Consider the following 26,301-nt stretch of genomic DNA (forward strand, 5'->3'; position numbering starts at 1 on the left):
AGATCGCTATCGCTCCCTAACAATTCTTAGAAATTTTTAAGGTTTAACCACCGGCTTCCTGTTATAATTAAAAAATAGATATGCCGGCAGCGCGGCAACAGGAGAGGGAGATTGACATGACAGCAGGTGCAGTGCCTGTAGCGCCCCCCCGGCCCAAAAGGCTTATGTGGCTGCTTGGGGTGGGTTTATTACTGCTTTTAGGCGGCGCCTTCCTGTGGTGGTGGCAGGGGCGCCGGGTGCAGGTGACGTACATAACATTGCCCGCCAGCCAGGGCAGCATCGTCAACACCGTCAACGCCGCCGGCACCATCGAGCCGGTCAAGAGCGTGAACCTGGGCTTCAAGAACAGCGGCATCATCAAAGCCATATACGTCAAGCCCGGGGATGTGGTAAAAGCGGGCCAGGTCCTGGCCAGCCAGGACACCGCCGACCTGGAGGCGCAGCTGGCCCAGGCCCGGGCCAATCTCAACAACGCCCTGGCCAAGCTGCAGCTCCTCGAGGCCGGTCCCCTGGCCACGGACGTCGCCCAGGCGGAAGCCAACGTCGAATCCGCCCGGGCGGCTTACAACAACGCCCAGGCAACGGTAGAACGCGACCAGGCCCTCTACCAGGCCGGGGCGCTGTCCAGGGCCGAGCTGGACAACGCCATCACCAACCGCGATTCGGCCGCCGCCAAGCTGCGCCAGGCCCAGGCGGCCCTGGAAGCCCTAAAAAACGGCAGCCGGCCGGAGGATATAGCCGCTGCTCGGGCGCAGGTGGAGGCCGCCCGGGTGCAGGTTACCCTGGCCCAGAGCAACCTTGACAGCGCCCAGCTCCGCGCTCCCTGGGACGGCATCATCAGTGCCGTCAACGGCGAGGTAGGATACCGCGTGGGCAGCGGCACGAACAACGAGAGCTTCCTCACCTTGATCACCCCGGCCCTGCAGCTGCGGGCCCAGGTGAACGAGGCCGACATCAACAAGGTAAAGATCGGCCAGAAGGCTACCTTCACCGTCAACGCCCTGCCCGGCCGGGAGATGTCGGGACAGGTGGCGTGGATCGCTCCCCAGGCCACCACCGTATCCAATGTCCAGCTCTACGACGTGGTGATTTCTTTAGACCCGAACCTGCCCCTCAAGGCCGGCATGACGGCCAACGTCAACATCATCACCGCCCGGAAGGACAACGTCCTCACCGTGTCCAGGACGGCCATTGCCTTTGCCTCCAGCTACCAAAGCAACAGTAATAAAAGCAGCAGCCAGGCCGCCGGGACGGCGGCGCCGGGCAGCGGCTCCGGCAACTCCGGCAACAGGGAAATGCTGCGCGGCGGGCAGGGGAGTGCCTCCCCCGCCACAGGAACGGGAGCAGGGGAAAGCGAGGCGGGCACTGCCGAACCCGGGACCGGCCGCGCGGTAGTGCTGGTCCTGGAGAATGGCCGCCCGGTAGCCCGGCAGATCATCACCGGCTTGAGCGATGAGCGCAACGTGGAAGTCGTGCGCGGGCTAAAGGCCGGCGAAGCGGTAATCATCGGCACCAGCACCCCCGGCAAGCCGGCCACCGGCACCACGGCAAGGTCGCCCTTAAGCCCCACCCCCATCCAGAACCGGCAGCCCAACAGGCCGGCCCAGGGGAGGCAGTAAGCGTGGGCACGCCCTTAATCCAGCTGCAGGGGGTAACCAGGGTCTACGCGGCCGGCGAAAACCGCGTGCAGGCCCTGCGGGGTATCGACCTGGAAGTCGCCGCCGGGGAAATGGTGGCCATCATGGGCGCCTCCGGGTCGGGCAAATCCACCCTGATGCACATCCTGGGCTGCCTGGACAGCCCCACCGGCGGCCAGTACCTGCTGCAAGGCCAGGACGTTACCAGGCTGGCACCGGACCAGCTGGCCTACATCCGCAACCGGCAGATCGGCTTTGTCTTCCAGAGCTTCAACCTCATCGGTAACATGACGGCCTGGGAAAACGTCGCCCTGCCGCTAATCTACGCCGGCGTGCCCCGGCGGGAAATGCAGGCCAGATCACTTACCGCCCTGCAGCAGGTGGGGCTGGAGGGCCGGGAACACCACCTGCCGACCCAGCTCTCCGGCGGCCAGCAGCAGCGGGTGGCCATCGCCCGCGCCCTGGTAAACGAGCCGGCCATCATCCTGGCCGACGAACCCACCGGCGCCCTCGATACCCGGACGAGCGTCGAGGTGATGGCCATTTTCCAGCGCCTGCACCGCGAGCGGGGCCTGACGGTCGTCATCGTTACCCATGAACCCGATATCGCCGCCTACTGCCAGCGGCTGGTACGCCTGCGCGACGGCCTGGTCGTCGCCGACCAGGTCATAGAACAGCCGCGGCAGGCAGAAAAAGAGCTGGCAGCACTGCCGGCGGGGGAGGGAAAAATATGAGTCTCAGGGCAGCCCTGGCGGTAGCCTGGCGCGGGCTGCTGGCCAACAAGATGCGCTCGTTATTGACCATGCTGGGCATCATCATCGGCGTGGCGGCGGTAATCGTCATGATCAGCGTCGGCCAGGGCGCGACGGCCCAGGTGACGGAACGGATAGCCCGCATGGGGTCCAATCTCCTGCTGGTCCGGCCGGGGACGGGATTCGGCGCCGTCCGGGGCGCTGCCGGCTCGGTCGACAGCCTTACCCTGGACGACGCCACGGCTATCTCCGCTTTGCCCCTGGTGCAGAACGTCGCTCCGGAGATCAACCGGCAGGTGACGGCAGCCGCCGGCAGCCAGACCTGGACCACGACCGTCAAAGGCACCAGCGCCTCTTACCTGGAGATTAGAAACCTGGCTGTGGCGGCGGGTTCCTTTTTCTCCCCGGAAGACGCCGGCCAGGCCGCTATGGTGGCCGTGCTGGGGCCGACGGTAGAAGCCAACCTCTTTCCTTCCGGCACCAGCGCCGTCGGCCAGACCATCACCCTCAACAACCTCCGGTTTACCGTGATCGGCGTCCTGGCGCCCCAGGGCAGCGGCATGGGGGGCGTTGACCAGGATGATATGGTCTATATCCCCATCGCCACCGCCCAGCGGCGCTTTACCGGCAGGCAGAACGTCCAGGTCATCAACGTCCAGGCCCGGGACGCCCGGAGCCTGGACACGGTGCAGGAGGAAGTAGCCACCCTGCTGCGGCAGCGGCATCACCTCAGCCCGCAGCAGGCCGACGACTTCAACATCCAGAACATGACGGCCATCATGGAAACCGTAGCCGACACCACGAAGACCATGACCCTGCTGCTGGCCAGCGTGGCGGCGGTGTCCCTGCTGGTGGGCGGCATCGGTATCATGAACATCATGCTGGTGTCCGTCACCGAGCGCACCCGGGAGATCGGCATCCGCATGGCCGTGGGCGCCACCAGCGGGGCCATCCTGACCCAGTTTCTCATCGAAGCCCTGGTCCTGAGCCTGGCCGGCGGCGTGATCGGGATGCTCGCCGGCCTTACCGGCAGCTACCTGGTTTCCCGCCTGGCCAGCTGGCCGGCAGTCATCGCCCCGGCCTCCATCCTGCTGGCCATCGGTTTTTCGGCCCTGGTGGGGATATTCTTCGGCTACTACCCGGCCCGCAAGGCCGCCACCGCCAACCCCATCGAAGCCCTGCGGTATGAGTAGGCCCGGCCCTCATAATGAAAAGGAGCCCTCTGCAGGCCTACAGGGAGCTCCTCTTTAACTTAATCACCATGTACACCCCCGCCGGATGATCTCGTACATCTCCTTGATAAAACCGTCAACCTCGTTTGCCAGGCACCGATCGACTTCAAGGCAATTTTGTTAAAAGCGGCTCCAGCCTTTCCGGCAGGAGGTTAAAGCCGTAAATATTGTGTACCAGGTGACGGAACTTGCGTCACTCGTCAAGATAAGTAAAAGTTTCGCGCGCAATTACGGCTGGCCGGATACCGTTTATGTCCAGCTTCATCTGCCGGAGCAAATCCTTATGCCATTCCTGACCGGAGGGCAGGCTGCCGTCTACTGCCTTGGCGATTTCCTCAAACATATTGTCAATACCGGTATAGTAGTCAAGTAGAACCGAAGCCAGGGCGCGCAAAGTAAACTCGTCCGCCTGCCGTAGGCTTATCTCCTGCTGTGGTGTGGCCCAGAATCCCCTGGCCTGTAAGGTTTTCTTTAGCCGCTCCAGGTTTTCTTTTTCTTCATTTAACCTTGCCTCCAGGATGAGCAGGTCCCACAATTTCATGCCAATTTCACCCCCTTTTCAGCAACTTTCCGGCGCAGGGATTCTGGTACCTCTTCCTCACAAAGCAGGTTCAAATCAAAGGGTTCGGCTATGTTTTCCGCCTCAACCTGCATTTGCCAGTAGCGATTCTTATCTTTAAAACCCTTTACCAGCAGATCGATGTCGGAATGGCTGTTAAAGCCGCCCCAGGCCAGGGAACCGAATAAATATACCCCATCAACGTCATATTTTTCTTTCAGCCATGCAGCCACCTTCCGGGCCCTGGCCAGGGCCTCCGCCCGCCGCCGCTCGGCCAGGGCCCGGTCTTCAGCCAAAATTTCCCGGCGCACAATCATAAAATCCATGGACTCCATATTGTATCGTCACCGACCTGGCATATCCCATGCTTCTCAACTCTAACTATACCCTGAATCCGCCAAAACAACAAGACATTCCGGCCAGGCCGTCGCTTGGCTCGAACCCTGGCGGCACTGAAGGGCAAAAATCGGAATTTTAACAGAAGGATTTTCCATATGAGAAAAGAATATTTTAAATAAATCTCTTATAGGAGGTTTTTTTATGACCAAAAAGTATTTTTTCCTCGTGTTTGCGTTGTTCTTCTTTATAGCCCTGGGTGGGGCAAATGCGGGAGCGACAGACATCGATGCCCGACCGCTTGTAGTCCAGGGAGCGATGGATTTGGAGATACAAGAACTGGTGAAAGCATTGGATAAACCCAAAGAAATAACCTTTGGTAGCTGGACTTTTTGGCAAGGAACGATTGACAACCTTCCAGTTGTTGTCTCCCGTACAGAAGTAGGTATTACCAACGCCGCCGCTGCTACACTCTTGGCTATTGAGAAGTTTCAGCCCTGGGCGATAATCAACCAGGGAACCTCAGGGGGCCATGACCCTTCTTTACACCGTTTTGATATTGTCTTAGGAGAGAAGGCCATTAATTACGGAAAGTTCAAGTCCAACCACCGGGATTATGGTCAGGGCACTAATCCTCTGGAGTGGATACCAGAAGATGTAAAGTTGAATTTGGATGGCAAGAGAATAAGTTTTCACGGCTTTGAGGGCGACCCGGAATTATTGAAGATAGCCGAAAGTGTAGCCAGTAGCTATCAATATGGTCGGGTTGTCAAGGGAATAATTGGCACGGCAGATGAATGGAACCGGGAATTAGACCGGATAAAATGGGCGCATGAACGACTTGGTACTTCCGTAGAAGAAATGGAAACAGCTTCGGCGGCTCAAGTGGCCCGGGCATACAATATACCTTTTCTTGGTATTCGCATCTTATCCAATAGCGACCCCAAAATGAAAACTGGGATCCTAAGGCAGGGGCCTATTGCCAGGAATATGTCTTGCAAGTCATTAAAGCCATAGCAAAAGCAAAGAAGTTGCAGGATTTAACTCCTTACTTCAAAGTTTTCATTGACGGTTCCGAGGTTGATTTAAAACATACTCCCTTTGCCATCAATGACGTTGTATACCTGCCTGTCAGAGAAGTTTTCACCAGAATGGGCGGAACAGTTGCTTGGGATAATGAACAACGCTTAGCTCGGATTAAATTAGGAGATAAAGATATAGTTATTAAAGCAACGAGTGAGGGCTTGTTGCGAGATAGCATCCTATATATGCCGGTTCCCATGATAGCTCAGTCAACTGATTACCATCTGATACTTAATGACTATGAAGTACGCCTTTACCGATAAAAAAGAAGCACCACGGTAACTCACGTTCTGGGATGTAAAAGCCCGGCAGAGTGGCCTCCGCAAAAAGGGTGCATAAAAAAAGCAGCCCCCTGCAGTCACAGGGGGCTGAATTTATCTTCCCGGCGGAGGATTATGACGTCGCCCTTGCGGTCGATGAGTTGTACGGCGACAGTACTGCCGCCGGGATCTACCAGCATGTAGCAGCTATTTTTTTCCCAGCAGGCGGTACCGCGGGCAGTTAGTTTACAAAAGGTTTCCCGGCGGCGCTGGAGGGCCCTTTCCCCTTTCAACAGGCATAGAGCCACCTGCTACATCTTGACACGTACTGCAGCATATATTCAGGTTGATATAAGCCGGGCTTTATTACTATAATTTCGTAAAGTGGAAAATGATGTATGGAATAGCCAAGTCCATCCTCTTTCTCGTCGGCGAAGAGCCGGTGATGGTAGTCACCTGCGGGGACGTGAAGGTGAGCCAGAGCCGGCTGAAACAGCACCTGGGTGCCGGGTACTTATCGACTCCAGCCTCAGGCGTTTCCCGGTGGTTTATATAGCCGCCGGCAGCCCCCGTTCGGCAGCGCCGGTAAACGCTTTACAAACAGCTATTGAAGACCAGGGGTCTCCAGCCGGTGGGTCGGATGGTATAACCCTTTAATATGTCCAGGGTGGCGCTTGTCTGCATCGGGCGGGTGTGGCGATGGTAATCGATGCCGACAGCTATTCAGGTAGCTTTTTATCTGCAGGGTGGATATCAGGGCGCGGGTGGCTGCCAAAACTTAATAATAGGCATAAGAAAAAGTGGCCTACAGAAGCGGGAAGATACTTAATTATTAAAAAGAAACCTGGCGTATAAAGCCCGATAATAACAGCAGGAAGGGCCTATTTTCGACAACTTATTCCATTAATATAAAAAAGTATTTTCCCCTGATTTTTTCACTATCGAGGCAGGAATCCTAAATTTCATGGAGAATAATATATCTTAATTAAATATATCGTGAAGGAAGCGGGCATCATCCGTCCGGTGGGACATAGCCCTCGAAAAACCTGTTTTGCCCGCTACTTAATAAAGTCGATGCAAAAAGTATGGGGAATGATATGAAGACAAGACGGGGACCGGCAGACCTGAAGTTGTTGCAGGAAATGAACCGGGCGCAGGTGCTGGAAACCATCCGCGCCTATGGCCCCATTGCGCGGGTGGACATCGCCCGCAAAACGCACCTCAGCCCGACCACCGTCGCTTCCCTGGTGGGCGATCTTATCGCCGATGGCTGGGTCAGGAGCGTGGGTGAGGGCCAGTCCCGGGGTGGACGCAAACCGACCCTGCTGGAGTTCAACGCCAGGGCCGGCTATATCGTGGCGATCGATGTCACCGATTCTTTTCTTACCATCGCCCTCACAGATTTGAACGCGCGGGAACTGGAGCAGGAGCAGTACATTCCTCACAGGCTTACCGGCGATGCCCTGGCGGAACTAATCAGCGAAGCGGCAGGCAATCTCCTCAATGCCGGGGCAGCGCGGGAATTGCCGGTGGTTGGCATCGGCGTATCGACCCCCGGCCTGGTGGACGCCGGCGCCGGGGTGGTACGCTACTCCCTGAAGCTCAACTGGATCGACCTGCCCCTTGGGCCGATGCTGGCCGAGCGGTTTCATTTCCCGGTATATGTGGAGAACGATACCAATGCCGCGGCCATGGGCGAGAAGTGGTTCGGGGCCGGGCGCCCCTTTGAGAATATGGTTTATGTGACGGTGGGCAGCGGCGTGGGCGCCGGGCTAATCCTCAATGGCCGGATTTTTCGCGGTTTTACCGGCAGCGCCGGCGAACTTGGTCATATGAGCATCGATAAAGGCGGGGAAAGGTGTGAGTGCGGCAATATCGGCTGCCTGGAGAACCTGGTGGCCTGGCCGGCCATCTGGGCGCGGGTGACCAAGGCGGTGAAGCGGGGCGTCCCGACGGTGATTACCGAGATAGTCGACAATATCGACCAGGTGACGCCAGAAATCCTGAATAAAGCCGCCCGGGCCGGCGATCAGCTGGCGGTCAACGCCCTGGCGGAAGCCGGGGTGAGCCTGGGTATCGGCCTGGCCAACCTGGTCAACCTCTTAAACCCCGAAGCCATTATCCTGGGTGGGGAATTAATCGGAAAGGACAGCTTCATGTTCCAGCACGTCCAGAAAACCATGGCCACCCATGGCCTGCGGGTGCCCGGTGCCGCCGTCCGTCTCATCCCCCACCAGCTGGGCGAGAAAGCCCGCTTGTTCGGCGTCGCCGGCATCGTACTCCATAACCTCCTGGCGACCAGGTTCTGGTCATCGAGCACCGGACCCAGCGCGGATCCCCATTTTTCCGGGCGACAACCGGTTATCCGGAGGAGGTGAGGGCGGTGTAGGCCACAGTCACTGGCAGGGAAAGGGTTAAAGCGATCGTATCATTTTTAATTTATTTGGCGCTAATGCCACTATAGGGAGAGATGTATAAATGGCCAATTTTCCCAACCTGTTCAAACCCATTCGCATCGGTGACCTGGAGCTAGCCAACCGCATTGTCCATGTGCCCACCGACATCAGTTCCTCCCACGCCGACGGTTCGGTGAGCGAGCGGGATATCCTCCATCACGCTGAAATCGCCAAAGGCGGCACCGGCTTTATCATCGTCGGCGCCACCAGCCCGGACGGTAAAACCGGCCGGCCGACGGTGACCTCCCTGGTCGCTGACGGCGACAACTACATCCCCGGCCTGGCCCGCCTGGCGGAATCCATGCACCGCTATGGGGCCAAATGCGCCGTCCAGCTGCAACACCCCGGCCGCCAGGCCGCCATCCCGCGTTACAACACCATGTCCACCAATGATATGGTCATCAAGGTTCCCTGGTCGGCAGGCCACGAGGTAATTTACGCCAATGCCGAGGAAAAGGGCAAAGAGGCGCGGGCCATGACGGTAGAAGAGGTCCTGGATATGATCGAACTCTTCTCCGAGGCCGCCTGGCGGGTGCAGCAAGCCGGCTTTGACGCCGTGGAACTCCATGCCGCCCACGGTTACCTGCTGGCCCAGTTCATGAGCCCTTACACCAACCGCCGCAACGACCGCTTCGGCGGCTCCCTGGAGAACCGGATGCGCTTTCCCCTGGCCATCATCGACCAGATACATAAAAAATGCGGCCGCGACTTCCCTGTCCTCGTCCGTTACTCGGTGGACGAGTGGATCCCCGGTGGCCGCGACCTGGAAGAGAGCAAAGTGGTGGCCCGCATGTTCGAGGAAGCCGGGGTGGCCGCCCTGGACTTGAGCCAGTGCATCACCGAAACCCCGGGCGCCGGCTTCGACCCCATGTACTATCAGCAGGGTTGGACCATTTACGCCTCCGAGGCCATTAAAAAAGTCGTTCGCATCCCGGTTATCAACAGCCACACCCTGCGCGATCCCGAATACTGCGAGCAGATCCTGGCCGAAGGCAAAACCGACCTGGTCGGCCTTTCCCGCCAGCTCCTCGCCGATCCCTACTGGCCGGTTAAAGCCCGCCAGGGCAAGGTGCAGGAGATCCGCAAATGCATCTCCTGCCTGGTAGGTTGCTGGCAGGAATCCATGCTGGCCAAGAAGGAGATCCGCTGCGCCATCAACCCGGCGGTGGGCGACGCCCGCTACGCCCGCATGCAAAAAGCGAAACAGAGCCTGAACATCGCCGTCGTGGGCGGTGGCCCGGCCGGTATGGAAGCCGCGCGGGTAGCCACCATTCGCGGCCACAAGGTGACCATTTTCGAAAAGACCGGCGAGCTAGGTGGGGCTATTCTGGGTTGCTGCCTGGTGCCGGGCAAAGAAAAGATGAAGTGGTACGCCGACTGGATTCGCTACCAGATTAAATCCCTGGGGGTGGAGGTCCGCTACCGCACCCAGCCGGCGGTGGACGACCTGCGCGCTTACGATGTCGTCGTCAACGCCACCGGCGCCAGTTCCTATATCCCCGACCTGCCCGGAGCAGACGGCAACAATGTCGTCCGGTTTGAAGAAGTCATGGCCTGCCCGAAACGGACCTGCGAGAACTACCCGGGTGACCGGCAGATGGCCCGCGTCGGCGAGCAGGTAATCCTGTGGGGCGACCACTTCCAGGCCGTCGACACGGCGCAGTTCCTGGCTTCCATCGGCAAGCAGGTGACGATCGTAACACCGAACCGGGAGCTGGGGGCCACCATTGAGCCGGTACACATGTACGTGGTACGCAAGCGCTTTAACCAGACCGATGCCGAAGCATTAACCTCCAAGCCGTACCGGTACCCGGTCCGGGTGATCACCAATGCCACGCTCCTGGAAATTCGCGCAGATGCAGCCATCATCATGGACCGGGAATTCAACCGCATCACCCTGCCCGCCGATACGGTCGTCCTGTGCCAGGTAAAACCGAACACCGAACTGTTCAACGAACTGCTGGCGGCTGGCCTTAAAGTGGTCAACGTCGGCGACGCTGTCAAGGCGCGTAACCTGAAGGCGGCCGTAAGCGAGGGCGCCAATTTCGGGCTCCTCATCGACGGCGACACCCCCTTCAACACCAACGGCGCTATCATGGACGCTATCCCCCTGGACGTCCAGGTGGAACTCAACCGGTAACTAAAGGAGGTGAAGGAACTGCAGTAGTGGGGAGCTAGAACCATTTACCATAATTTAATTATCAGGAGGGAGGATTATTAATGTTTGGCAAGCGCAGCAATAAAGCCAGGCTAACCAGGGGTTTGTTCCTCATCCTGGCGCTGATCCTGGCAGTATCTTTATCCCTGGCCGGGTGCGGCGGCAGCAAAGGTACGGCCCCGGATGCCAGTAAAACCGGTCAGGCCGGTCAGGCGGAAAAAACAGCCAAGAAATCCGGCTTCAACATCGCCCTGCTCGACGGCACCAACGGCAACGCCTGGCGCATCCAGATGGAGCAGAACATGCAGCAGGTGGCCGACAAACTGAAGTCCCAGGGGATAATCAGCAACTACTCCGTTTATGTAGCCAACAACGACGCTACCACCCAGGCCCAGCAGATGGACCAGCTGATTAATTCCGGCGTGGACGCCATCCTGATCAACCCGGTGTCGGCCACGGCCCTGGCCCCGGTCATCGACAAAGCGGTGAGCAAAGGCATCCTCGTCATGGCCATTGACCAGCACATCAGCCATCCCAAGGTCATCAGCGTAACTACCGACCAGTACGAATGGGCCCGCATCCAGGCCGAATGGCTGGCCAAGCAGTTGAACGGCAAAGGCGACATCCTGCAGTTCGACGCCATTGCCGGCGCGCCGGCCAACGAAGTCCGGCACCAGGCCTTCGCCGATGTCCTGGCCAAATACCCCGGCATCAAGGTCTTGAAGCAGGTCAACATGGACTGGGACGAGGGTAAGGCCAAGCAGCTGATGACCAGCCTGCTTTCTACCTACCCGAATTTCGACGCCATCTTATGCCAGGACGGCGCCGCGGTGGGGATCATTAACGCCCTCCAGGAAGCCAACCACCCGCTGCCCAAAGCTATCACCAGCGACGAATGGATCGCGTACCTGCGCCTGTGGTATGACATCAACCAGAAGAACCCCAACAATCCCCTGAACGCCATAATCGTGGAGAATCCTCCCGGTATCGGCGCCGATGGCCTGATGATCGCCGTCAACCTGCTCCAGGGCAAGAAACTGAAGGATGGCGTCCTGACCTCCGATCCCATGGACAAGGCCAACAAGAACGCCATTATGATCAAACCCACCCTGATCATAACCAACGAGAACCTCAAGGAATGGTACGAGAAGACCAAAGATAAGCCTGACACCTATTATATTGACAGCGTCCTGTCGCCAGAGGAGATCGATAAATTGTTCCAGTAGGGGTTGAGCCCTTGTTACAAGCGCAGCATATCAGCAAGCATTTCGGCGGTGTGACCGCCCTGAAGGATGCGTCCCTGAGCCTGGCGCCCGGAGAAATCCGGGCGCTGCTCGGGGCCAATGGTTCGGGGAAAAGCACCCTGGTCAAGGTCCTGGGCGGCCTGGTGGCACCGGACAGTGGTACTATCTTCCTGGACGGCAAGCCCCTGGCCATCAATTCCCCCAGTGACGCCCGCAGCCACGGCATTGCCGTCGCCTACCAGGACCTGAGTCTGGTGCCCCGCCTTTCCGTGGCGGAAAACATCCTCCTCGGCCGGGAGCCCTGCCGGCGTCCGGGCTTCGTGGACACCAGGAAGGTCCGGTCGCGGGCGGCGGAATTACTGGCCCGCCTGCAGGTTGACGCCAGCCCCGACGACCTGGCCGGCGACCTGGAACCGGCGGCCCAGAGCCTGGTGGAAGTCGCCAAAGCCCTGGCCTGGGAACCCCGCATCCTCATCCTGGATGAAGTGACGGCCTCCCTGCATCATGATCAGGTGCAGCATCTATTTGCCCTCCTCCGGGCGATGAGCCAGAAAGGGCTGGCCATTCTCTTCGTCTCCCACCGCTTTGATGAAGTGTTCTCCCTGTGCCAGACGGCCGTGGTCCTGCGCGGCGGGGAAAGCGTGGCTTCCGTGCAGCTGGACCAGGTGGACGAGGCGGACGTAGTCTACCACATGACCGGTACCAGGCCAGAAAAATACCAGGCCGTAACCGCCGGGGCGCAAAGCGAGGCTGAGCGGGAGGTAGTCCTTGCTGTTACCAACCTCCAGGTCCCGCCGCGGGTGCGGGGCGTCACCTTGACGGCCCGGGCCGGCGAGATCATCGGCCTGGCCGGCCTGCAGGGCCAGGGCCAGGCGGAATTCCTGCGCGCCATTTACGGCCAGATCCCCTTTGGCGGCGGCCGGGTGGAATACGGCGGCGCCGCTGTGGCCTTTGCCTCACCGCGGGAGGCGGTGCGCCGGGGTATCGGCTTTATCTCCGGTGACCGGGAACGGGAAGGTATCCTGCCGGTGCGTTCCGTCACCGAGAACCTGTTCCTGGCGCGGCTGGCTAAGAAACGCCTGGTTACTATCCTCAACCCGCGCTTGTTACAGGATGAAGCCCGCCGGCAGATCAAGCAGCTGCGCATTGTCGCCGGCAGCGCCGGCCACCCGGCCAGCAGCCTCAGCGGCGGCAACCAGCAGAAGCTGATCATTGGCCGCTGGCTGGCCGTACAGCCGCGGCTCCTTTTACTCGACGATCCTACCAAAGGCGTCGATGTCAGCGCCCGCCGGGAGATCCACGACCTGCTGCGCCAGATGGCCGCGGCCGGGACGGCGGTGCTCATCTCCTCCAGCGATAACGAAGAACTCCTGGCCATCGCCGAGCGGATTTACGTCTTTTACGAGGGCGAAATAATTGCCATCCTCCAGGGAAGCGAAAAAACGGAAGAAGCTCTGGTAGCGGCTATGCTCGGCATGAAACAAACCCGGCCAAAGGAGGGGGCATAAATGATGCGGTTGTGGCGCCGGCTGCGCTCATCCCCGGCGGCGTCGGGCTACCTGCTTTTGCTCCTGGGTATCATAGTTAATATCCTGGTACAGGGGCCCGATTTTTTCACCAGTTACAATTTCAATTCTCTCCTGGCGGTGAATGCCCCCCTGGTGCTGGCGGCCATTGCCCAGACAGTGGTGGTATTAACCGGGGGTATTGACCTTTCTATTGGCAGCAATATGACCCTGGTTAATACTGTGGCCATCGCCCTGGCCAACCAGGGACACTGGCCGGTAGGGGCGAGCTGGGCCGTCGCCCTGGTGGCCGCTACCCTGGTAGGGGTGGGTAACGGCCTGATGGTGGCCTATCTCCGCATACCGCCCCTCCTGGCCACCTTTGCCTCCATGTCCGTTGTCGGCGGCATCGCCCTGTGGGTATGGCCCAAACCAGGCGGGATGGTTCCCCCGGAAATTTATACCGCCTACGGCGCCCCCTTCCTGGGGGTCCCTGTGGCCGGCTGGATTATCATCGCCGTAGCGCTGCTGTGGCTGGTGGTCTCCCGCCTGCGGGTGGGTACCTACCTCCGCGCCGTTGGCGGCCGTGAGCGTAGCGCCTATGCCTCGGGTATCAACACGGCCGCAGTAAAGTTCTTCGCCTACACCTTCTGCGGGTTCATTACCGGTGTGGCCGGCCTGTGCCTGACGGCCCTGACCGCCTCCGGCGACCCCAAGATCGGCCTTCTCTTCGGCCTCAACTCCATTGCCGCCGTAATCCTGGGTGGCAGCAGCCTGGCCGGGGGTTGGGGCAGCGTCGGCGGTTCCATAGCCGGGGCGCTGTTCCTGGGACTCATTAACAATATCGTCTTCTTCCTGTTCCGCAACTTTGTCAGCCAGATCCAGAGCCTGACGAGCGTGGCCTCTTTCTACCAGCAACTCCTGGCCAACTTGATTGTGATCTTCGGCCTGGCCAGCGCCGCGCTGACGCAGCGGGGCGAGGCCGGTAGCGGCCCGGGCCGGCGCCGCCGGGGAGGGACGCAGCATGTCTAAAATCAACCTCAATTGGCGGCACAACCAGATTTTCATGGCCGGCCTCATCGCCGTCGCCCTCTTTATCGTCGGCGGCCTGGTCAACGCCAGTTTCTTATCGCCGACCAATATCGGCAGCATCCTCTCCATGGCCGTCCTGCTAGGGTTCGCCGCCGCCGGCCAGACCCTGGTGGTCATCGCCGGCGGGGAAGGGATCGACCTCTCCGTGGGGGCGGTCATGTCCCTGGGAGCAGTGCTGGCCGCCCAGACCATGGCCGGCCAGAACAGCAATATTGTCCCGGCCCTGCTGCTGGTGATCCTTTCCGGGGCGACCATCGGCCTGTTCAACGCCGCCGGTATCCTCTACGCCCGGGTACCACCCCTGGTAATGACCATGGCCATGGCCAACGTCGTGACCACCATCCAGCTCATCTACACCCACGGCTCGCCGGTGGGCATGCCGGCGCCCATCATCGCTTTCATCGGCTCGCGCCGGTTGTTTCCCTTCCTGCCCTGGCTGGTGGTGCTGGGCTTCATCATATTATTCCTGATGCAGTTTATCCTGCGCCGGACCGTCTACGGGCAGCAGCTCTATGCCATCGGCAGCAACTACAACGCCGCTTACCTGGCCGGGGTGCGGGCCGGTACGGTCAAGGGTATTGCCTATATCCTGAGCGGGATTTTGAGCAGCCTGGCCGGCTTCTGGCTCATTGCCTACAACAACTTCGTCTTCGTCAACATGGGCGCCGCCTACGTGTTGCCCTCGGTAGCGGCAGTGGTCATCGGCGGCACCTCCCTGGCCGGGGGTGAAGGCTCCTACACCGGCACTCTGATCGGTTCGGTCATCCTTACCGCCCTGGCCAGCCTCCTGGTGGTACTGCACACCGATGAAGCCGGGCGGCAGATCATCAACGGCCTGGTCCTGATCCTGCTCCTCGCCCTGTATACCCGGCAACCGGCCATCCGGCAGTAGGCCGGCAAAGGAGGCAAGGAAAAGTGAGCAAAGGTGAAGTTATCCGTATCGGCATCGCCGGCGCCGGGTTTATCGGCGCCATCCACGCCGCCGGCTATGCCCATAATCCCCGCGCGCGGTTAACGGCAGTGGCGGATATCCGGCCGGAAAAAGCCGGCGCCCTGGCAGCGCAATACGGTCTCAAATCTTACCCCACCCTGGATGCGATGCTGGCCGCGGAAAAGCTGGACGCCATCGATATCTGCCTGCCGTCCTCCTGCCACCGCGAAGCTGTGGTTAAAGCTGCCGCCGCCGGGTTGCACATCCTGGTGGAAAAACCTTTTGCCATTACCCTGGAAGATATCGACGCCATGATCGCGGCGGTCGAGGCCGGTGGCGTGCGCTTGATGGTAGCCCACGTATGCCGGTTCATGCCCGAATACATGGTGGCCAAGTCCCTCCTGGCGGAAGGAAAACTGGGGCGGCCCCTTTTCTTTGGCGCCTGGCGGGAATCCGCCACCCCCGGCTGGAGCTGGAACAACTGGCTCCTGGACCGCCGGCAGAGCGGGGGCACCATTATGGACCTGCAGATCCACGACATTGACCTCAGCAACTGGCTGCTGGGAGAGCCGGTATCTTTTTACATGCAGGAAGTCATGGCCCCCGGGCGGCCGGGACCGGCCCATGTAGTTTCTAACCTCATTTATACTAATGGCGCTATGGCCAGCCTGGAAGCCGGTCACCTGATGCCGCCCTCCTACCCCTTTACCACCGGCTACCGCCTGGTAGGTGAGGAGGGCGCCGTAGAGTTCATGAGCCCCCGCGCGGGCGAAAAGCAGGTCCTGGTTTACAGGGGTGATGAAGTGACGACCATAGACGGCAACCGCCTGCCGGCTGTCCTGGCCGGCGACCCTTACGCCGAGGAGCTGGCCCATTTCGTCGACTGCCTCCTTACCGGGGCTCCCTTCCGGGTCACCCCGATGGAGGCGCGCCTGGCGGTGGCAACCGTCCTGAAACTGGTCGCGTCATTTACCCGGGGCAACCTGGACGCCCCGGCTACCGTCACCGGCGAACGGTAATCTAACTTCCGCTGCAGGAAGGAGAATAATTGTGACCCTACGTATAGGCCTTATCGGCTGCGGGGCCGCCGGCCAGGCCCACGCCGCCGCCTACCGGGACCTCGAGGGAGTAGAACTCCGGGCCGTGGCCGATGCGGACGCTGCTGCCGCCGCCCGCCTGGCGGCTGCAGCCGGCGGCGCAGCCCTGTCCCTGGAAGAACTCCTTGACACTGATCTAGACATAATCGATATCGCCACCCCGACCCCTACCCATGCTGCCCTGGTGCAGGAGGCTGCCCGCCGGGGCAGGGATATACTTTGCGAAACGCCCCTGGCCCGCACCATGGACCAGGCGCAGGCGGCCGTGACCGCCTGCCGGGAGGCGGGAGTCCGCCTCATCCCCTTACACCTCAACGCCTTTATGCCTCCCCTGCGCCGCGCCGCGGCCATCCTGACCGGCGGTAGCCTCGGCCGGGCCGGGGTAATACGGATCACCAGGCGCCGGCCCGGCGTACCAGCCAGCACCGGCGACTGGCGCCGCAGCTTGAAGGAGAGTGGTGGCGTCATCCTGGACCTCCTCGCCCAGGACATCGCCTTCCTGATCGGCTGCTGCGGCCGGGTGCAGCGGGTTTACGCCGCCTCCACCGCCTACCGGGAGATCCTGGCCGGGGAATACGCCCTGGTTTCACTACGAATGCAAAACGGGGTTATTGCCCACCTGGACGGGAACTGGCTGCCCGGCGACCAGGGCGGTGACGAACTGGAGATCGCCGCCAGTAACGGCCTGATAGCTTATTCCGAAGAAAACACAGCACCCCTGAGGTTCACCACCGCTGGCGGCGACCCGGGGCGCCGCGTCCTGGTAAGCCCGGTGGACGAGGACATGTACGCTGCCGGCTTGAGGGAAGCCCTGCGTTCCCTGGCGGGCGAACCCACCTCCCTGGCCGGCACGGAGGTTGCCCTCCACACCCTGGAAGTCGCCCTGGCAGCCCTGGAGTCGGCAGCCACCGGCCAGGTTTTTACTTTAGCGTAGTCAAGGAGATGAGGGGATGAAGATAGGGATCTTAAGTTTCGCCCATATGCACGCCTACAGCTACGCCGGCGCCCTTACCCGCTTGCCCGGGGTGGAGTTTGCTGGCCTGGCGGACGACGACGCCGGCCGGGGCCGCGCTGCCGCCGGGCAGTTTGGCACCCGTTACTTCCCTACGGTTGACGCCCTCCTGGAAACAGATATCGACGGGGTTATCATCTGCTCCGCCAATGCCGATCACGCCCGCCTGGCCCTGGCCGCAGCAGCCCATGGCAAGCATATCCTATGCGAAAAACCCATTGCCACCACCGTCGAAGATGCCGCCCGCATGATCGCTGCCTGCCGGGAAAACAACGTCCAGCTGGGCATTGCCTTTCCCTGCCGCTTTCACCCGGCGGCGCGCCGGCTGCGCCAGGAAATCCAGGCCGGCAAGCTGGGCCGTGTGGTAGCCATTCGCGCTACCAATCACGGCTCGCTGCCGCCCGGCTGGTTTTTAGACCGGGAAAAGGCCGGCGGCGGCGCTATCATGGACCACACCGTCCACGTCGTCGACCTCATCCGTTGGTTTTTAGGGCAGGAAGTGACCCGCGTCTATGCCGAGGCCGGGACCCTGCTTTACGATATCGCCGTTGATGACTGCGGCCTGCTCTCCCTGGAACTGAGCGGCGGCGCCTTCGCCACCCTGGATACCAGCTGGTCACGGCCACCGGGCTTCCCCACCTGGGGCGACGTGACCATGGAAATCATCGGTACCGGCGGTACCGCTTACCTGGACCTGTTCGCCCAGAACCTGGCGGTCTACGGGCCGGGCGAGTTGACCACCCGTTACGAAAACTGGGGCAGCGACGCCGATTACCTCCTGGTGCGGGAATTTGTGGCTAGCATTGCCGGCAACCGCCAGTTCCCGGTTTCTGGCGAGGACGGTCTGAAAGCCCTGGAGGTGGCCCTGGCTGCCTACCGCGCCGCGGAAACCCATGCGCCGGTAGCGGTGGGAAACTAACATGGGGAAAGAACGTAGCTACGTCCTGGGAGTAGATCTGGGTGGCACCAAAATCGCCTTCGGCCTGGTAGACCAGGTAGGGCAGGTTGTCAGCGACCTGATCGTACCCACCCATCCTGACGATGGCGCCGCGGGCGTCATCGAGCGCATCGTTGCCGGGCTGCGCCAGGTGGCGGCGGCAGCCGGGGACCGGCAGGAAATCAAGGGGGTAGGCATGGCTCTCCCGGGCGTTTTCGACGGTGACAGCGGCAGGGTGCTCCTCTCCGCCAATTTGAACTGGCGCAATGTCCCGGTTAGCGAAATCCTGGCCAAAGAACTGGACCTTCCTCTTTTCCTGGAGAACGACGCCCGCGCCGCGGCCTGGGGCGAAAAGTGCTTCGGCCATGGGCGCCAGGTCGAAAACCTGCTCTATATTGCCATTGGCACCGGCATCGGCGGCGGTCTCATCCTGGGCGGGCGGATCTACCGTGGCCACCACGGCAACGCCGGCGAGATCGGCCATATGGTAGTTGCCCCGGCAGGGCCCCGCTGCGGATGCGGCAATCACGGTTGCTGGGAAGCGCTGGCCTCGGGCAAGGCCATCGCCAGCCGGGCCGCCGCCCTCCTCGCTGCCGGCCGGCCATCGAGCCTGAGGGAGATTATAGACCGTAATGAAGAACTCACCGCTTTTCACGTCGCCACCGCCGCCGCAGCCGGCGATCAGCTGGCGCAGGAGGTTATGGAAGAGGCGGCCGGTTATATCGGTTTGGGCATCGCCTCTCTAGTGACTATCTTCGACCCGGAGCTGGTGGTCCTGGGCGGCGGTGTCAGCCGGACCGGCAGCTTGCTGTTACCCACGGTAATCCAGGTGGTGCGCCAGCGCGCCCTGCCGCCGGCTGCCGGTGACGTGCAGATAGTCCTTTCCAGCTGGCCGGAAATGGCAGGGGTCGTCGGGGCCGCCGCCGTAGCCTTTGCCCGCCTCGGCTTGCTTGACGAAGGGGGCCGGGAATTATGTCGCGCATGTTAACGGAGATCCTGGAGCAGCCGGGCGTGTTGCGCCGGCTGCTCCAGGAAGAAAAAGAAAACATCCGCTCCATAGCCAACCTCATCCAGGAGCGGCAGTGCCGCTATGCGGTTATCGCTGCCCGCGGTACCTCTGACCATGCCGCCACCTTCGCCAAATACGCCCTGGAGGTTTACACCGGCCTGCCGGTAGCCCTGGCCGCTCCCTCGGTAATCACCCTTTACCGGGGCCGCCTGCAGCTGCAGGACGCCCTGATAATCGGCATCTCCCAGTCGGGCGAGGCGGCCGACGTAGGGGAGATCCTGCGCCAGGGCCGGGCGAGCGGCGCGGTGGTAGTCACCATCACCAACGAAGCGGAATCCACCCTGGCCCGGCAGGCCGACCACCTGCTCCTCTGCCGCGCCGGTAAAGAGACAGCACTGGCGGCGACCAAGACGTATACCAGCGAACTGGCCCTGCTGGGCATGCTGGTGGCGGCCCTGGCCGGGCGTGACGACTTGAACGCCGCCCTGGCAGGGGTGCCGGAGGCCATGGAGGCCTGCCTGGCCCTGGCGCCACGCATCAACCAGGTCGTAGAGCGGTACGCTTATATGGACGAATGTGTGGTCCTGGGCCGGGGGCTGAACTACCCCACCGCCCTGGAGGTGGCCCTGAAGCTGCAGGAAACCTGCTACGTTCAGGCCCAGGGCTTCTCCGCCGCCGACTTTTTACACGGCCCCATTGCCATTGTTGATCGGGGCTTCCCGGCTATCATCGTAGCGCCTTCTGGCAAGAGCTATATGCAGATGCAGGAAATGGCCGGCCAGCTCCTGGCCCGCGGGGCGGAACTCATCGTCATCTCCGACCGGCAGGAGATCCTGGGCCAGGCCCGGACCGGCCTGGAACTGCCAACCGTGGACGAATTCGTCTCGCCCCTTACCAGCATCGTGGTCATGCAGCTTTTCGCCTGTTTCCTGGCCGGGGCGAAGGGCCTGGACCCCGATCAACCGCGGGGATTGCGTAAGGTAACCGTGACCCGTTAGAAAAGAATACTTGGGGGGCACATTGTTCGCAGTAACGATCCCGCGGGATGAACCGTATCGATTGCCGGACAGGAAAGAGGGGAGACAGCGCTTTGCCGACCAGCATACTAGCGACCAGAGATATATCCTTGCAGGGCGGTACCATTGTCCTGCCGGACCGGGTAATTGCCGGCGGTACTTTAACGATTAGGGGCGGAAAAATCACCGCCCTTGCCGGGCCCGGCGCTGCCGGGGAAGGTGCAGCCGTTGCCACGGCCGGCGTTGAGGGTGGCTATGGTGGCCTAGGCGTAGCTGGTTGCGGCAACGGTGGCCCGGCTGTAGACGTGGCGGGTTCTGCCAGCCTCACTGCTCCCGGTGCCGGCCAGGTGCACCGGGTCATAACCGTAGACGTTTCCGGCCGCTATGTCTGCCCTGGGTTCATTGACCTGCACGTCCACGGTGGCGGCGGCCACGGCTTTGACTGGCAGCAACCGTGGACTGAATGGGAGCAGGTGGCCCGCGTCCACGCCCGCCACGGAGTAACCGGCCTCCTGGCCACAGTCCCGGCCCCCCACGGTGCATGGCACCTGCTGCATGAGTTCCGCCAGGAGGTGGCCGGGAAAAGATGGGACGGGAGTACCATTCTCGGCCTGCATCTGGAGGGGCCGTACTTAAGCCCGGCGCGCCGCGGCTGCTGGCCTGAGTCTTCCCTGCGGCTGCCCCGGCCTGACGATTGCCGCGCCCTCCTGGAAGCCGCCGGTCCCGTCCTGAAAATCATTACCCTGGCCCCGGAACTGCCCGGTGCTATGGAATGTATCTCTCTCCTGGCCGCCGCCGGGGTGGCGGTCGCCATGGGCCACACGGACGCCACCTATGACCAGGCGGTCCGGGCGGCCCGCGCCGGCGCCCGGAAGGTCACCCACCTCTACAACGCCATGCGGGTGCTGCACCACCGGGAGCCCGGCGCCGCAGGGGCAGCCCTGGATCTGGCCGGGGTGACGGCGGAAATAATCTGCGATGGCGTCCACGTCCACCCGGCCGCCATGCGCCTGGCCCTGCGGGCCAGAGGGGTGGACGGCCTCAACCTGGTCACCGACGCCAGCCCCCTGGCCGGGGCTCCGGATCCGGGAATAGAAGTGCCCTTCGGCCAGTTCCCCGTAAGGATCGTTGACGGCGCCTGCCGCACGCCTGACGGTTCCCTGGCCGGCAGCCTCCTGACCATAGACCAGGCGGTAGCCAATGCCGTCCGGTTGCTGGATATCCCCATCTGGGAAGCGGTGCGCATGGCCAGCCTTGTCCCCGCCCGGTCCATCGGCATAGCACAACGCAAGGGCTCCCTGGAACAGGGAAAAGACGCGGATATCGCCATCCTGGACAGCGACTTTAAAGTGGAAGCCACCTTCATCGGCGGCTGCCTGGTCTATGTCGCCCCAGAAGCCGCCGGGAGATATAAAATTAGGTATTGACAGCCAGTTAAGTGGGGCGCCCATGCAGGACGCCCCTATTCGTTAACTGGGCATCAATCCGGGTTACAACCCGGCTTTATTATTGGTTTAGACTGCTACCGCACGGCCTCAACACTGGGCAAATTGCCATCCTATCCGCCAAATCATAATGAATTGCAAATAGAATAATGTATGCTATACTTAGGTTTAGTACATTCTCAGCTTTACCGGAGGCAGTGCTTTGGATATTGGCGCCACCATCAGGTTACAAAGAATGGCGAAAGGGATCTCTATCCGGGAATTGGCCCGCCTAACCGGTCTCTCTCCCAGTGCCATCAGTCAGATCGAAACAGGTAAATCTGTTCCCAATATACTAACCATGAAAGCAATTGCTGAAGCCCTGGGGATCTCAGTTATATCCTTTTTAATGGAAAACCTGGATACCAAGATTAGCCTGGTGAAACCGGAGGAACGGCCACGCCTTATCCGTAATTCTACACCTACGGGTGACCTTATTGAAGAATTCCTTACCCGGGGACGAAATTTCCAGATGGAGCCGGCGGTAATTACCGTACCGCCAGAAGCCGATTCCGGTAGGGCGATATCTCATCCCGGCGAAGAACTTATTTTTATTTTAGAGGGTGAGCTTAAATACATCCTGGAGGGAGTAAATGATTATAATCTAAAAAAAGGGGATTGTCTTTATTACCCCTGCACTATCCCCCACCGCTGGCGTAACCCCTCCAGACAAATTGAGGCCCAATTTTTAATTGTTGCTACCCCGTCGCTGTTCTAATTTAGCCATTGACATCAATGGAGCCGAAGCATATAATTAATTAAAATAAAATAAGAAACAATGTAGCTTTAAACCGGCATTGAAGCCACCCCAACTATATTACAGCAAGGGGTGGCTTTTCATATATCCTCAAGGATTGATTTATTGCAAATTAAATTTAAAAAATTATTACCCGCACAGAAGGAAAAAACATAAAGAGGTTGAATCTATCCTTAGTGTACGCTTTGGATGACAATGTTCAATATAACAGCCAGAACTTGATTTTGCAATCGCCCTCTCGGAAGTGGTACTCAATTTGATTATCCCTGAAACAACAAAACCCGGAATGTAGCCGGGGGACGGGTTATATCCAGGCAGTAGAGCTGCCGGATGCTGTAGTATCTTTAATTCCGGGGAGGTTTTTGCCATGCCACAGATACTCATTAAAAATGGCTATGTAGTCTCCATGAATCCCCTCCGCCAGGTCTTCGCCGGCGGCGATGTCTTGGTGGAAGGGGATAAGATCGTCGCTGCCGGGACGGTGCCGGCGGAGCTAATCAAACATGATGCCGAAGTCGTCGATGCCAGCGGCAAAATCGTCATGCCGGGGCTGGTCAATACCCACGTCCACCTGTCCCAGCAACTGGGGCGCGGCTTGGGCGACGACGTCGACCTGCTAACCTGGCTCCACGAGCGCATCTGGCCCTACGAGAGCAGTATGGACCTGGAGGATTCCTATATCTCCTCCCTGGCTTGCTGCCTGGAGCTGATCCACTCCGGGGTGACGACCTTTGCCGAGCCCGGCGGCCAGGAGGTCGATGGGATGGGCCGCGCCGTAGAAGAGATTGGCCTGCGCGGTATCCTGGCCCGTTCCACCATGGACTGCGGCGAAGGGCTGCCGGCCAAGTGGCGGGAGAGTACCGACTACGCCCTCCGGAAACAGGAAGAACATATCCGGCGCTGGCACGGCCAGGCCAACGGCCGCATCAAAGTATGGTTCGGCCTGCGGACTATCTTCAACAATTCCGATGAGCTAATCAAACGCACCAAGGACCTGGCCGATAAATACGGGGTAGGCATCCACATGCACGTGGCCGAGATTGATGAAGAGGTACGCTTTGCTAAAGCCACCCGCGGCCATACTACAGTTGAGCACCTGGCTCAACTGGGAGTCTTGGATGCCAATTTCCTGGCCGTCCATACCGTCTGGCTGACGGAAAAGGAGATCGATCTTTTCCTCCTGCATGATGTCAAGGTATCTCACAACCCGGCGGCGGCCATGCGCGTCTTGGGTTTTGCCCGGGTGCCGGAGATGATCGCCAAAGGTATCACCGTCTCCATCGGCACCGACGGCGCGCCCTCCAACAACCGCATGGACATGATGGACGAGATGTACCTGGCCACCCTGATCCATAAAGGCCGCAACCTGAATCCCAAGATTTTGCCGGCGGAAAAAGTCCTGGAGATGGCCACCATCGACGGCGCCCGCTGCCTGTTATGGGATGACGCGATCGGCTCCCTAGAACCCGGAAAAAAAGCCGATCTGATAATCATCAACCCCCGGAGCGCCGGGAGCCTGCCCCTCCATGACCCCATTGCCAACCTAGTCTACGCCATGCACGCCAGCAATGTCGAGGCCTCCATGTGCGACGGCCGGTGGCTAATGAGGGATAAAAAGATCCTCACCGTCAACGAAGAAGAAATCCTCGATCGGGTCCAGGCCAGAGCGGCGGCCCTGGTAAAGAAGGCCGGCATTGTCCTGCCGGACCGTTTCCCGGTAGTAAAGGTAAGGTAGATCAGAAACTACAGCAACCGTGGTCGGCTTGGGCGACGACGACGACCTGTTTACCTGGCTCTACGAGTGCATCATGCCTGTGCCCCTGTATCTATATTAAAAACTGGAGGTGAAAGGCAACACTGTACAGGTGTTGCCGGAGAAATGAACACACGTTTGATGGCGGTAGCCCTGGGTCAGGAAAAGGCCGACCTGGCCCTTATAAACGGGCAAATCGTCAATGTTTATACACGGGAGATTTACCCCGGTGGAGTGGCTGTCTGCGGCGATAAAATCGCTGCCACCGGTGCAATCGACCACTGTATCGGCCCGGAAACACGTGTCATAGATGCCGGCGGCAGGTATTTATTGCCCGGCTTTATTGACGGTCATATCCACCCCGAAAGCACCAACCTCAGTATCCGCCAGTTCGCCGAAGTTGTTTTAACCCACGGGACTACCTGCATCATGGCTGATATGCACGAAGTAGGCGTTGTAGGGGGAATGGAGGCCATCGAGGCCGTCCTGGCCGAGGCGGCCGGTACCCCGCTGAAAATCTACTTTATCGTCCCTTCCCACATCCCCTTTGCCCCGGGTTTGGAAACCAGCGGTGGCCATATGGACAGCGAAGTTATCGCTAGGGCCCTGCAGAGCCCTGACGCTGTGGGGCTTTCGGAAATCGTAGCCCCTTACCTTCTCCAGCAGTTCCCGGACCTGTTGCATTCCATGGATTTGACCCTGGCAGCCGGCAAGTCCTTACAGGGTCACCTGCCAGAAACTAAAGGCCCGGCCCTTCAAGCTTGCCTGGCAGCAGGGGTAATGACCGATCACGAATCTTTGAGCACCGAAGATGCCCTGGAAAGGGTGCGTACCGGTTGCCACCTGATGATGCGTGAAGGTTCCGTGGCCCATAACCTGGCTGATTGCCTCAAGGTAATTACTGAACACCATGTTGACCCCACCATGTGCAGCATTATTACCGACGACCTTCACACCATCGATGCCGTAGAAAAGGGCCACCTGGATGCGAGCCTGCGCGTAGCCCTGGCCAGCGGCATTGATTTCCCCACTGCCGTGCAAATGGTAACGCTAAATGCCGCCCGCGCCTTTAACCTCGACCGGGAAATCGGTTCCCTGGCACCCGGCCGGCGGGCCGATATCAATATCACCACCGGACCGGAAGACTTCGAGGTACAAACCGTTATAGCCGGGGGCAAATTGGTAGTAGAAAAGGGGAAACTGTTAACCAGATTCCCGGTGGCAGAGCATAATCCCATCTTACTTAACACCGTCAAGCTGCCGCGGCCGCTGACGGCTACCGACCTGGCCATCAAAGTTAACGGTACAGCCAGGATCGCCAGGGTGAAGGTCATGCGCACCCTGGACTGGATCCCCATCACCGTAGGGCAGGAGGCCACCCTGCCGGTTGCCGGGGGAATTATCCAGGCCGCGCCGGACCAGGATGTCATTTATATCGCCCAGGTGGAGCGCCACGGTAAAGGCGGCCGGATAGGCAAAGCCTTTATGGCGGGGTTCAACCTGAAGAGCGGCGCCCTTGCCTCGACCATCGCCCATGATAACCATAATATTATCGTGCTGGGAGTTAACCATGCCGATATGGCCCTGGCCGTAAACCGCCTGGCGGAAATCGGTGGCGGCCAGATTGTGGTTAATAATGGCCAAGTGCTTTATGAAGTGCCCTTCCCGGTCCTGGGCCTGTTAAGCGACCTGGATGCCTGGGCCCTGGCGGAAGAAAAAAGGCGCCTCAACGCTTCCGCGCAAAAACTGGGCTGCACTATCAGCATGCCCTTTATGTTCCTTTCTTTTATCAGCCTGGCTGCCATTCCCGAGTACGCCATCACCGACCATGGTTTTATCGATGTCCTGCAGCAAAAGGTCATCGACCCGGTGCTTTCAGTAGAGTAAAAGTAAGGGTTCAAATCACCCCGCCAGGCATAGCCCGGTGCAATGCGGATAATCCCCGTAGTGACCGGGCTTCATTTTTGGCCATGAACATGCAGTTGTGCCAT

The 26,301-nt window shown here is 60.1% G+C and carries 24 protein-coding genes; 21 read left to right on the forward strand and 3 right to left on the reverse strand.

The window, feature by feature from the left end; all coding sequences use genetic code 11:
- The first annotated feature begins 80 nt into the window (after nt 1-80).
- From MGLY_RS09880 to MGLY_RS09890, 3 genes are read left to right on the forward strand one after another with little or no spacing between them, the layout of a single operon-like run.
- The gene (locus MGLY_RS09880) at nt 81-1,619 is read left to right on the forward strand and encodes an HlyD family secretion protein (RefSeq protein WP_156273440.1); all 1,539 of its coding nucleotides are present in this window, start codon (nt 81-83) and stop codon (nt 1,617-1,619) included.
- A 2-nt stretch (nt 1,620-1,621) separates the two neighbouring features.
- The gene (locus tag MGLY_RS09885; protein WP_156273442.1) at nt 1,622-2,371 is read left to right on the forward strand and encodes an ABC transporter ATP-binding protein; all 750 of its coding nucleotides are present in this window, start codon (nt 1,622-1,624) and stop codon (nt 2,369-2,371) included.
- On the forward strand, nt 2,368-3,582 hold the full coding sequence (locus MGLY_RS09890; protein WP_156273444.1) for an ABC transporter permease: 1,215 nt from the start codon (nt 2,368-2,370) through the stop codon (nt 3,580-3,582). The genes MGLY_RS09885 and MGLY_RS09890 overlap by 4 nt, the downstream gene beginning before the upstream one ends.
- Before the next feature lie 232 nt (nt 3,583-3,814).
- On the opposite strand, the gene MGLY_RS09895 is transcribed toward MGLY_RS09890, so the two are convergent.
- Nucleotides 3,815-4,162 (reverse strand): ribonuclease toxin HepT-like protein, encoded by a 348-nt coding sequence (locus MGLY_RS09895; RefSeq protein ID WP_156273446.1) that lies wholly within the window; start codon nt 4,160-4,162, stop codon nt 3,815-3,817.
- On the reverse strand, nt 4,159-4,515 hold the full coding sequence (locus tag MGLY_RS09900) for a nucleotidyltransferase family protein (protein WP_156273448.1): 357 nt from the start codon (nt 4,513-4,515) through the stop codon (nt 4,159-4,161). Before MGLY_RS09900 ends, MGLY_RS09895 begins: the two co-directional genes overlap by 4 nt.
- A 205-nt stretch (nt 4,516-4,720) precedes the next feature.
- Here MGLY_RS09900 and MGLY_RS09905 point away from each other — a divergent pair, with 205 nt between their 5' ends.
- Entirely contained in the window at nt 4,721-5,533 is an 813-nt protein-coding gene (locus tag MGLY_RS09905) for a 5'-methylthioadenosine/S-adenosylhomocysteine nucleosidase (protein ID WP_211661857.1), read from the forward strand.
- Nucleotides 5,512-5,862 (forward strand): stalk domain-containing protein, encoded by a 351-nt coding sequence (locus MGLY_RS18025; RefSeq protein WP_211661858.1) that lies wholly within the window; start codon nt 5,512-5,514, stop codon nt 5,860-5,862. The genes MGLY_RS09905 and MGLY_RS18025 overlap by 22 nt, the downstream gene beginning before the upstream one ends.
- A gap of 95 nt (nt 5,863-5,957) precedes the next feature.
- Here MGLY_RS18025 and MGLY_RS09910 read toward each other — a convergent pair whose 3' ends face one another.
- Nucleotides 5,958-6,152, reverse strand: a complete 195-nt coding sequence (locus MGLY_RS09910; RefSeq protein ID WP_156273450.1) for a hypothetical protein — start codon at nt 6,150-6,152, stop codon at nt 5,958-5,960.
- A gap of 98 nt (nt 6,153-6,250) precedes the next feature.
- Between MGLY_RS09910 and MGLY_RS09915 the strand changes: the two genes are divergently transcribed.
- The 16 genes from MGLY_RS09915 to MGLY_RS09990 all read left to right on the forward strand — a co-directional run bounded on the left by MGLY_RS09915 (nt 6,251) and on the right by MGLY_RS09990 (nt 26,197).
- Nucleotides 6,251-6,415 (forward strand): YbaK/EbsC family protein, encoded by a 165-nt coding sequence (locus tag MGLY_RS09915; RefSeq protein ID WP_156273452.1) that lies wholly within the window; start codon nt 6,251-6,253, stop codon nt 6,413-6,415.
- Between the two features lie 541 nt (nt 6,416-6,956).
- Complete coding sequence (locus MGLY_RS09920) at nt 6,957-8,237, forward strand: ROK family transcriptional regulator (RefSeq protein ID WP_170291015.1); 1,281 nt, start codon at nt 6,957-6,959, stop codon at nt 8,235-8,237.
- Nucleotides 8,238-8,337: 100 nt separating this feature from the next.
- Nucleotides 8,338-10,455 (forward strand): oxidoreductase, encoded by a 2,118-nt coding sequence (locus MGLY_RS09925; RefSeq protein ID WP_156273456.1) that lies wholly within the window; start codon nt 8,338-8,340, stop codon nt 10,453-10,455.
- 80 nt (nt 10,456-10,535) lie between these two features.
- Nucleotides 10,536-11,699 (forward strand): substrate-binding domain-containing protein, encoded by a 1,164-nt coding sequence (locus MGLY_RS09930; protein ID WP_156273458.1) that lies wholly within the window; start codon nt 10,536-10,538, stop codon nt 11,697-11,699.
- 11 nt (nt 11,700-11,710) lie between these two features.
- Nucleotides 11,711-13,225 (forward strand): sugar ABC transporter ATP-binding protein, encoded by a 1,515-nt coding sequence (locus MGLY_RS09935; protein ID WP_156273460.1) that lies wholly within the window; start codon nt 11,711-11,713, stop codon nt 13,223-13,225.
- A complete protein-coding gene (locus MGLY_RS09940; protein ID WP_156273462.1) occupies nt 13,226-14,254 on the forward strand; it encodes an ABC transporter permease in 1,029 nt (342 codons plus the stop codon).
- A complete protein-coding gene (locus MGLY_RS09945; protein WP_156273464.1) occupies nt 14,247-15,206 on the forward strand; it encodes an ABC transporter permease in 960 nt (319 codons plus the stop codon). The genes MGLY_RS09940 and MGLY_RS09945 overlap by 8 nt, the downstream gene beginning before the upstream one ends.
- A gap of 23 nt (nt 15,207-15,229) precedes the next feature.
- Nucleotides 15,230-16,264, forward strand: a complete 1,035-nt coding sequence (locus tag MGLY_RS09950; protein WP_156273466.1) for a Gfo/Idh/MocA family protein — start codon at nt 15,230-15,232, stop codon at nt 16,262-16,264.
- A gap of 31 nt (nt 16,265-16,295) precedes the next feature.
- Nucleotides 16,296-17,276 carry a Gfo/Idh/MocA family protein gene (locus MGLY_RS09955; protein WP_170291016.1) on the forward strand — a complete coding sequence of 327 codons (981 nt, stop codon included), beginning with the start codon at nt 16,296-16,298 and terminating at the stop codon, nt 17,274-17,276.
- Nucleotides 17,277-17,292: 16 nt separating this feature from the next.
- Nucleotides 17,293-18,273 carry a Gfo/Idh/MocA family protein gene (locus MGLY_RS09960; protein WP_156273470.1) on the forward strand — a complete coding sequence of 327 codons (981 nt, stop codon included), beginning with the start codon at nt 17,293-17,295 and terminating at the stop codon, nt 18,271-18,273.
- 1 nt (nt 18,274) lies between these two features.
- On the forward strand, nt 18,275-19,279 hold the full coding sequence (locus MGLY_RS09965) for an ROK family protein (RefSeq protein ID WP_156273472.1): 1,005 nt from the start codon (nt 18,275-18,277) through the stop codon (nt 19,277-19,279).
- Nucleotides 19,264-20,298 carry an SIS domain-containing protein gene (locus MGLY_RS09970; RefSeq protein WP_156273474.1) on the forward strand — a complete coding sequence of 345 codons (1,035 nt, stop codon included), beginning with the start codon at nt 19,264-19,266 and terminating at the stop codon, nt 20,296-20,298. Before MGLY_RS09965 ends, MGLY_RS09970 begins: the two co-directional genes overlap by 16 nt.
- A gap of 47 nt (nt 20,299-20,345) precedes the next feature.
- Nucleotides 20,346-21,743, forward strand: a complete 1,398-nt coding sequence (nagA, locus tag MGLY_RS09975; protein ID WP_156273476.1) for an N-acetylglucosamine-6-phosphate deacetylase — start codon at nt 20,346-20,348, stop codon at nt 21,741-21,743.
- A gap of 220 nt (nt 21,744-21,963) precedes the next feature.
- The gene (locus tag MGLY_RS09980; protein ID WP_156273478.1) at nt 21,964-22,518 is read left to right on the forward strand and encodes a helix-turn-helix domain-containing protein; all 555 of its coding nucleotides are present in this window, start codon (nt 21,964-21,966) and stop codon (nt 22,516-22,518) included.
- 406 nt (nt 22,519-22,924) lie between these two features.
- On the forward strand, nt 22,925-24,292 hold the full coding sequence (locus MGLY_RS09985) for an amidohydrolase (protein WP_156273480.1): 1,368 nt from the start codon (nt 22,925-22,927) through the stop codon (nt 24,290-24,292).
- Between the two features lie 144 nt (nt 24,293-24,436).
- Nucleotides 24,437-26,197, forward strand: coding sequence for an adenine deaminase (locus MGLY_RS09990; RefSeq protein ID WP_156273482.1), 1,761 nt, complete (start codon nt 24,437-24,439; stop codon nt 26,195-26,197).
- Nucleotides 26,198-26,301: the final 104 nt, after the last annotated feature.

Source organism: Moorella glycerini (assembly GCF_009735625.1).
GTDB classification, from domain to species: domain Bacteria; phylum Bacillota; class DSM-521; order Neomoorellales; family Neomoorellaceae; genus Neomoorella; species Neomoorella glycerini.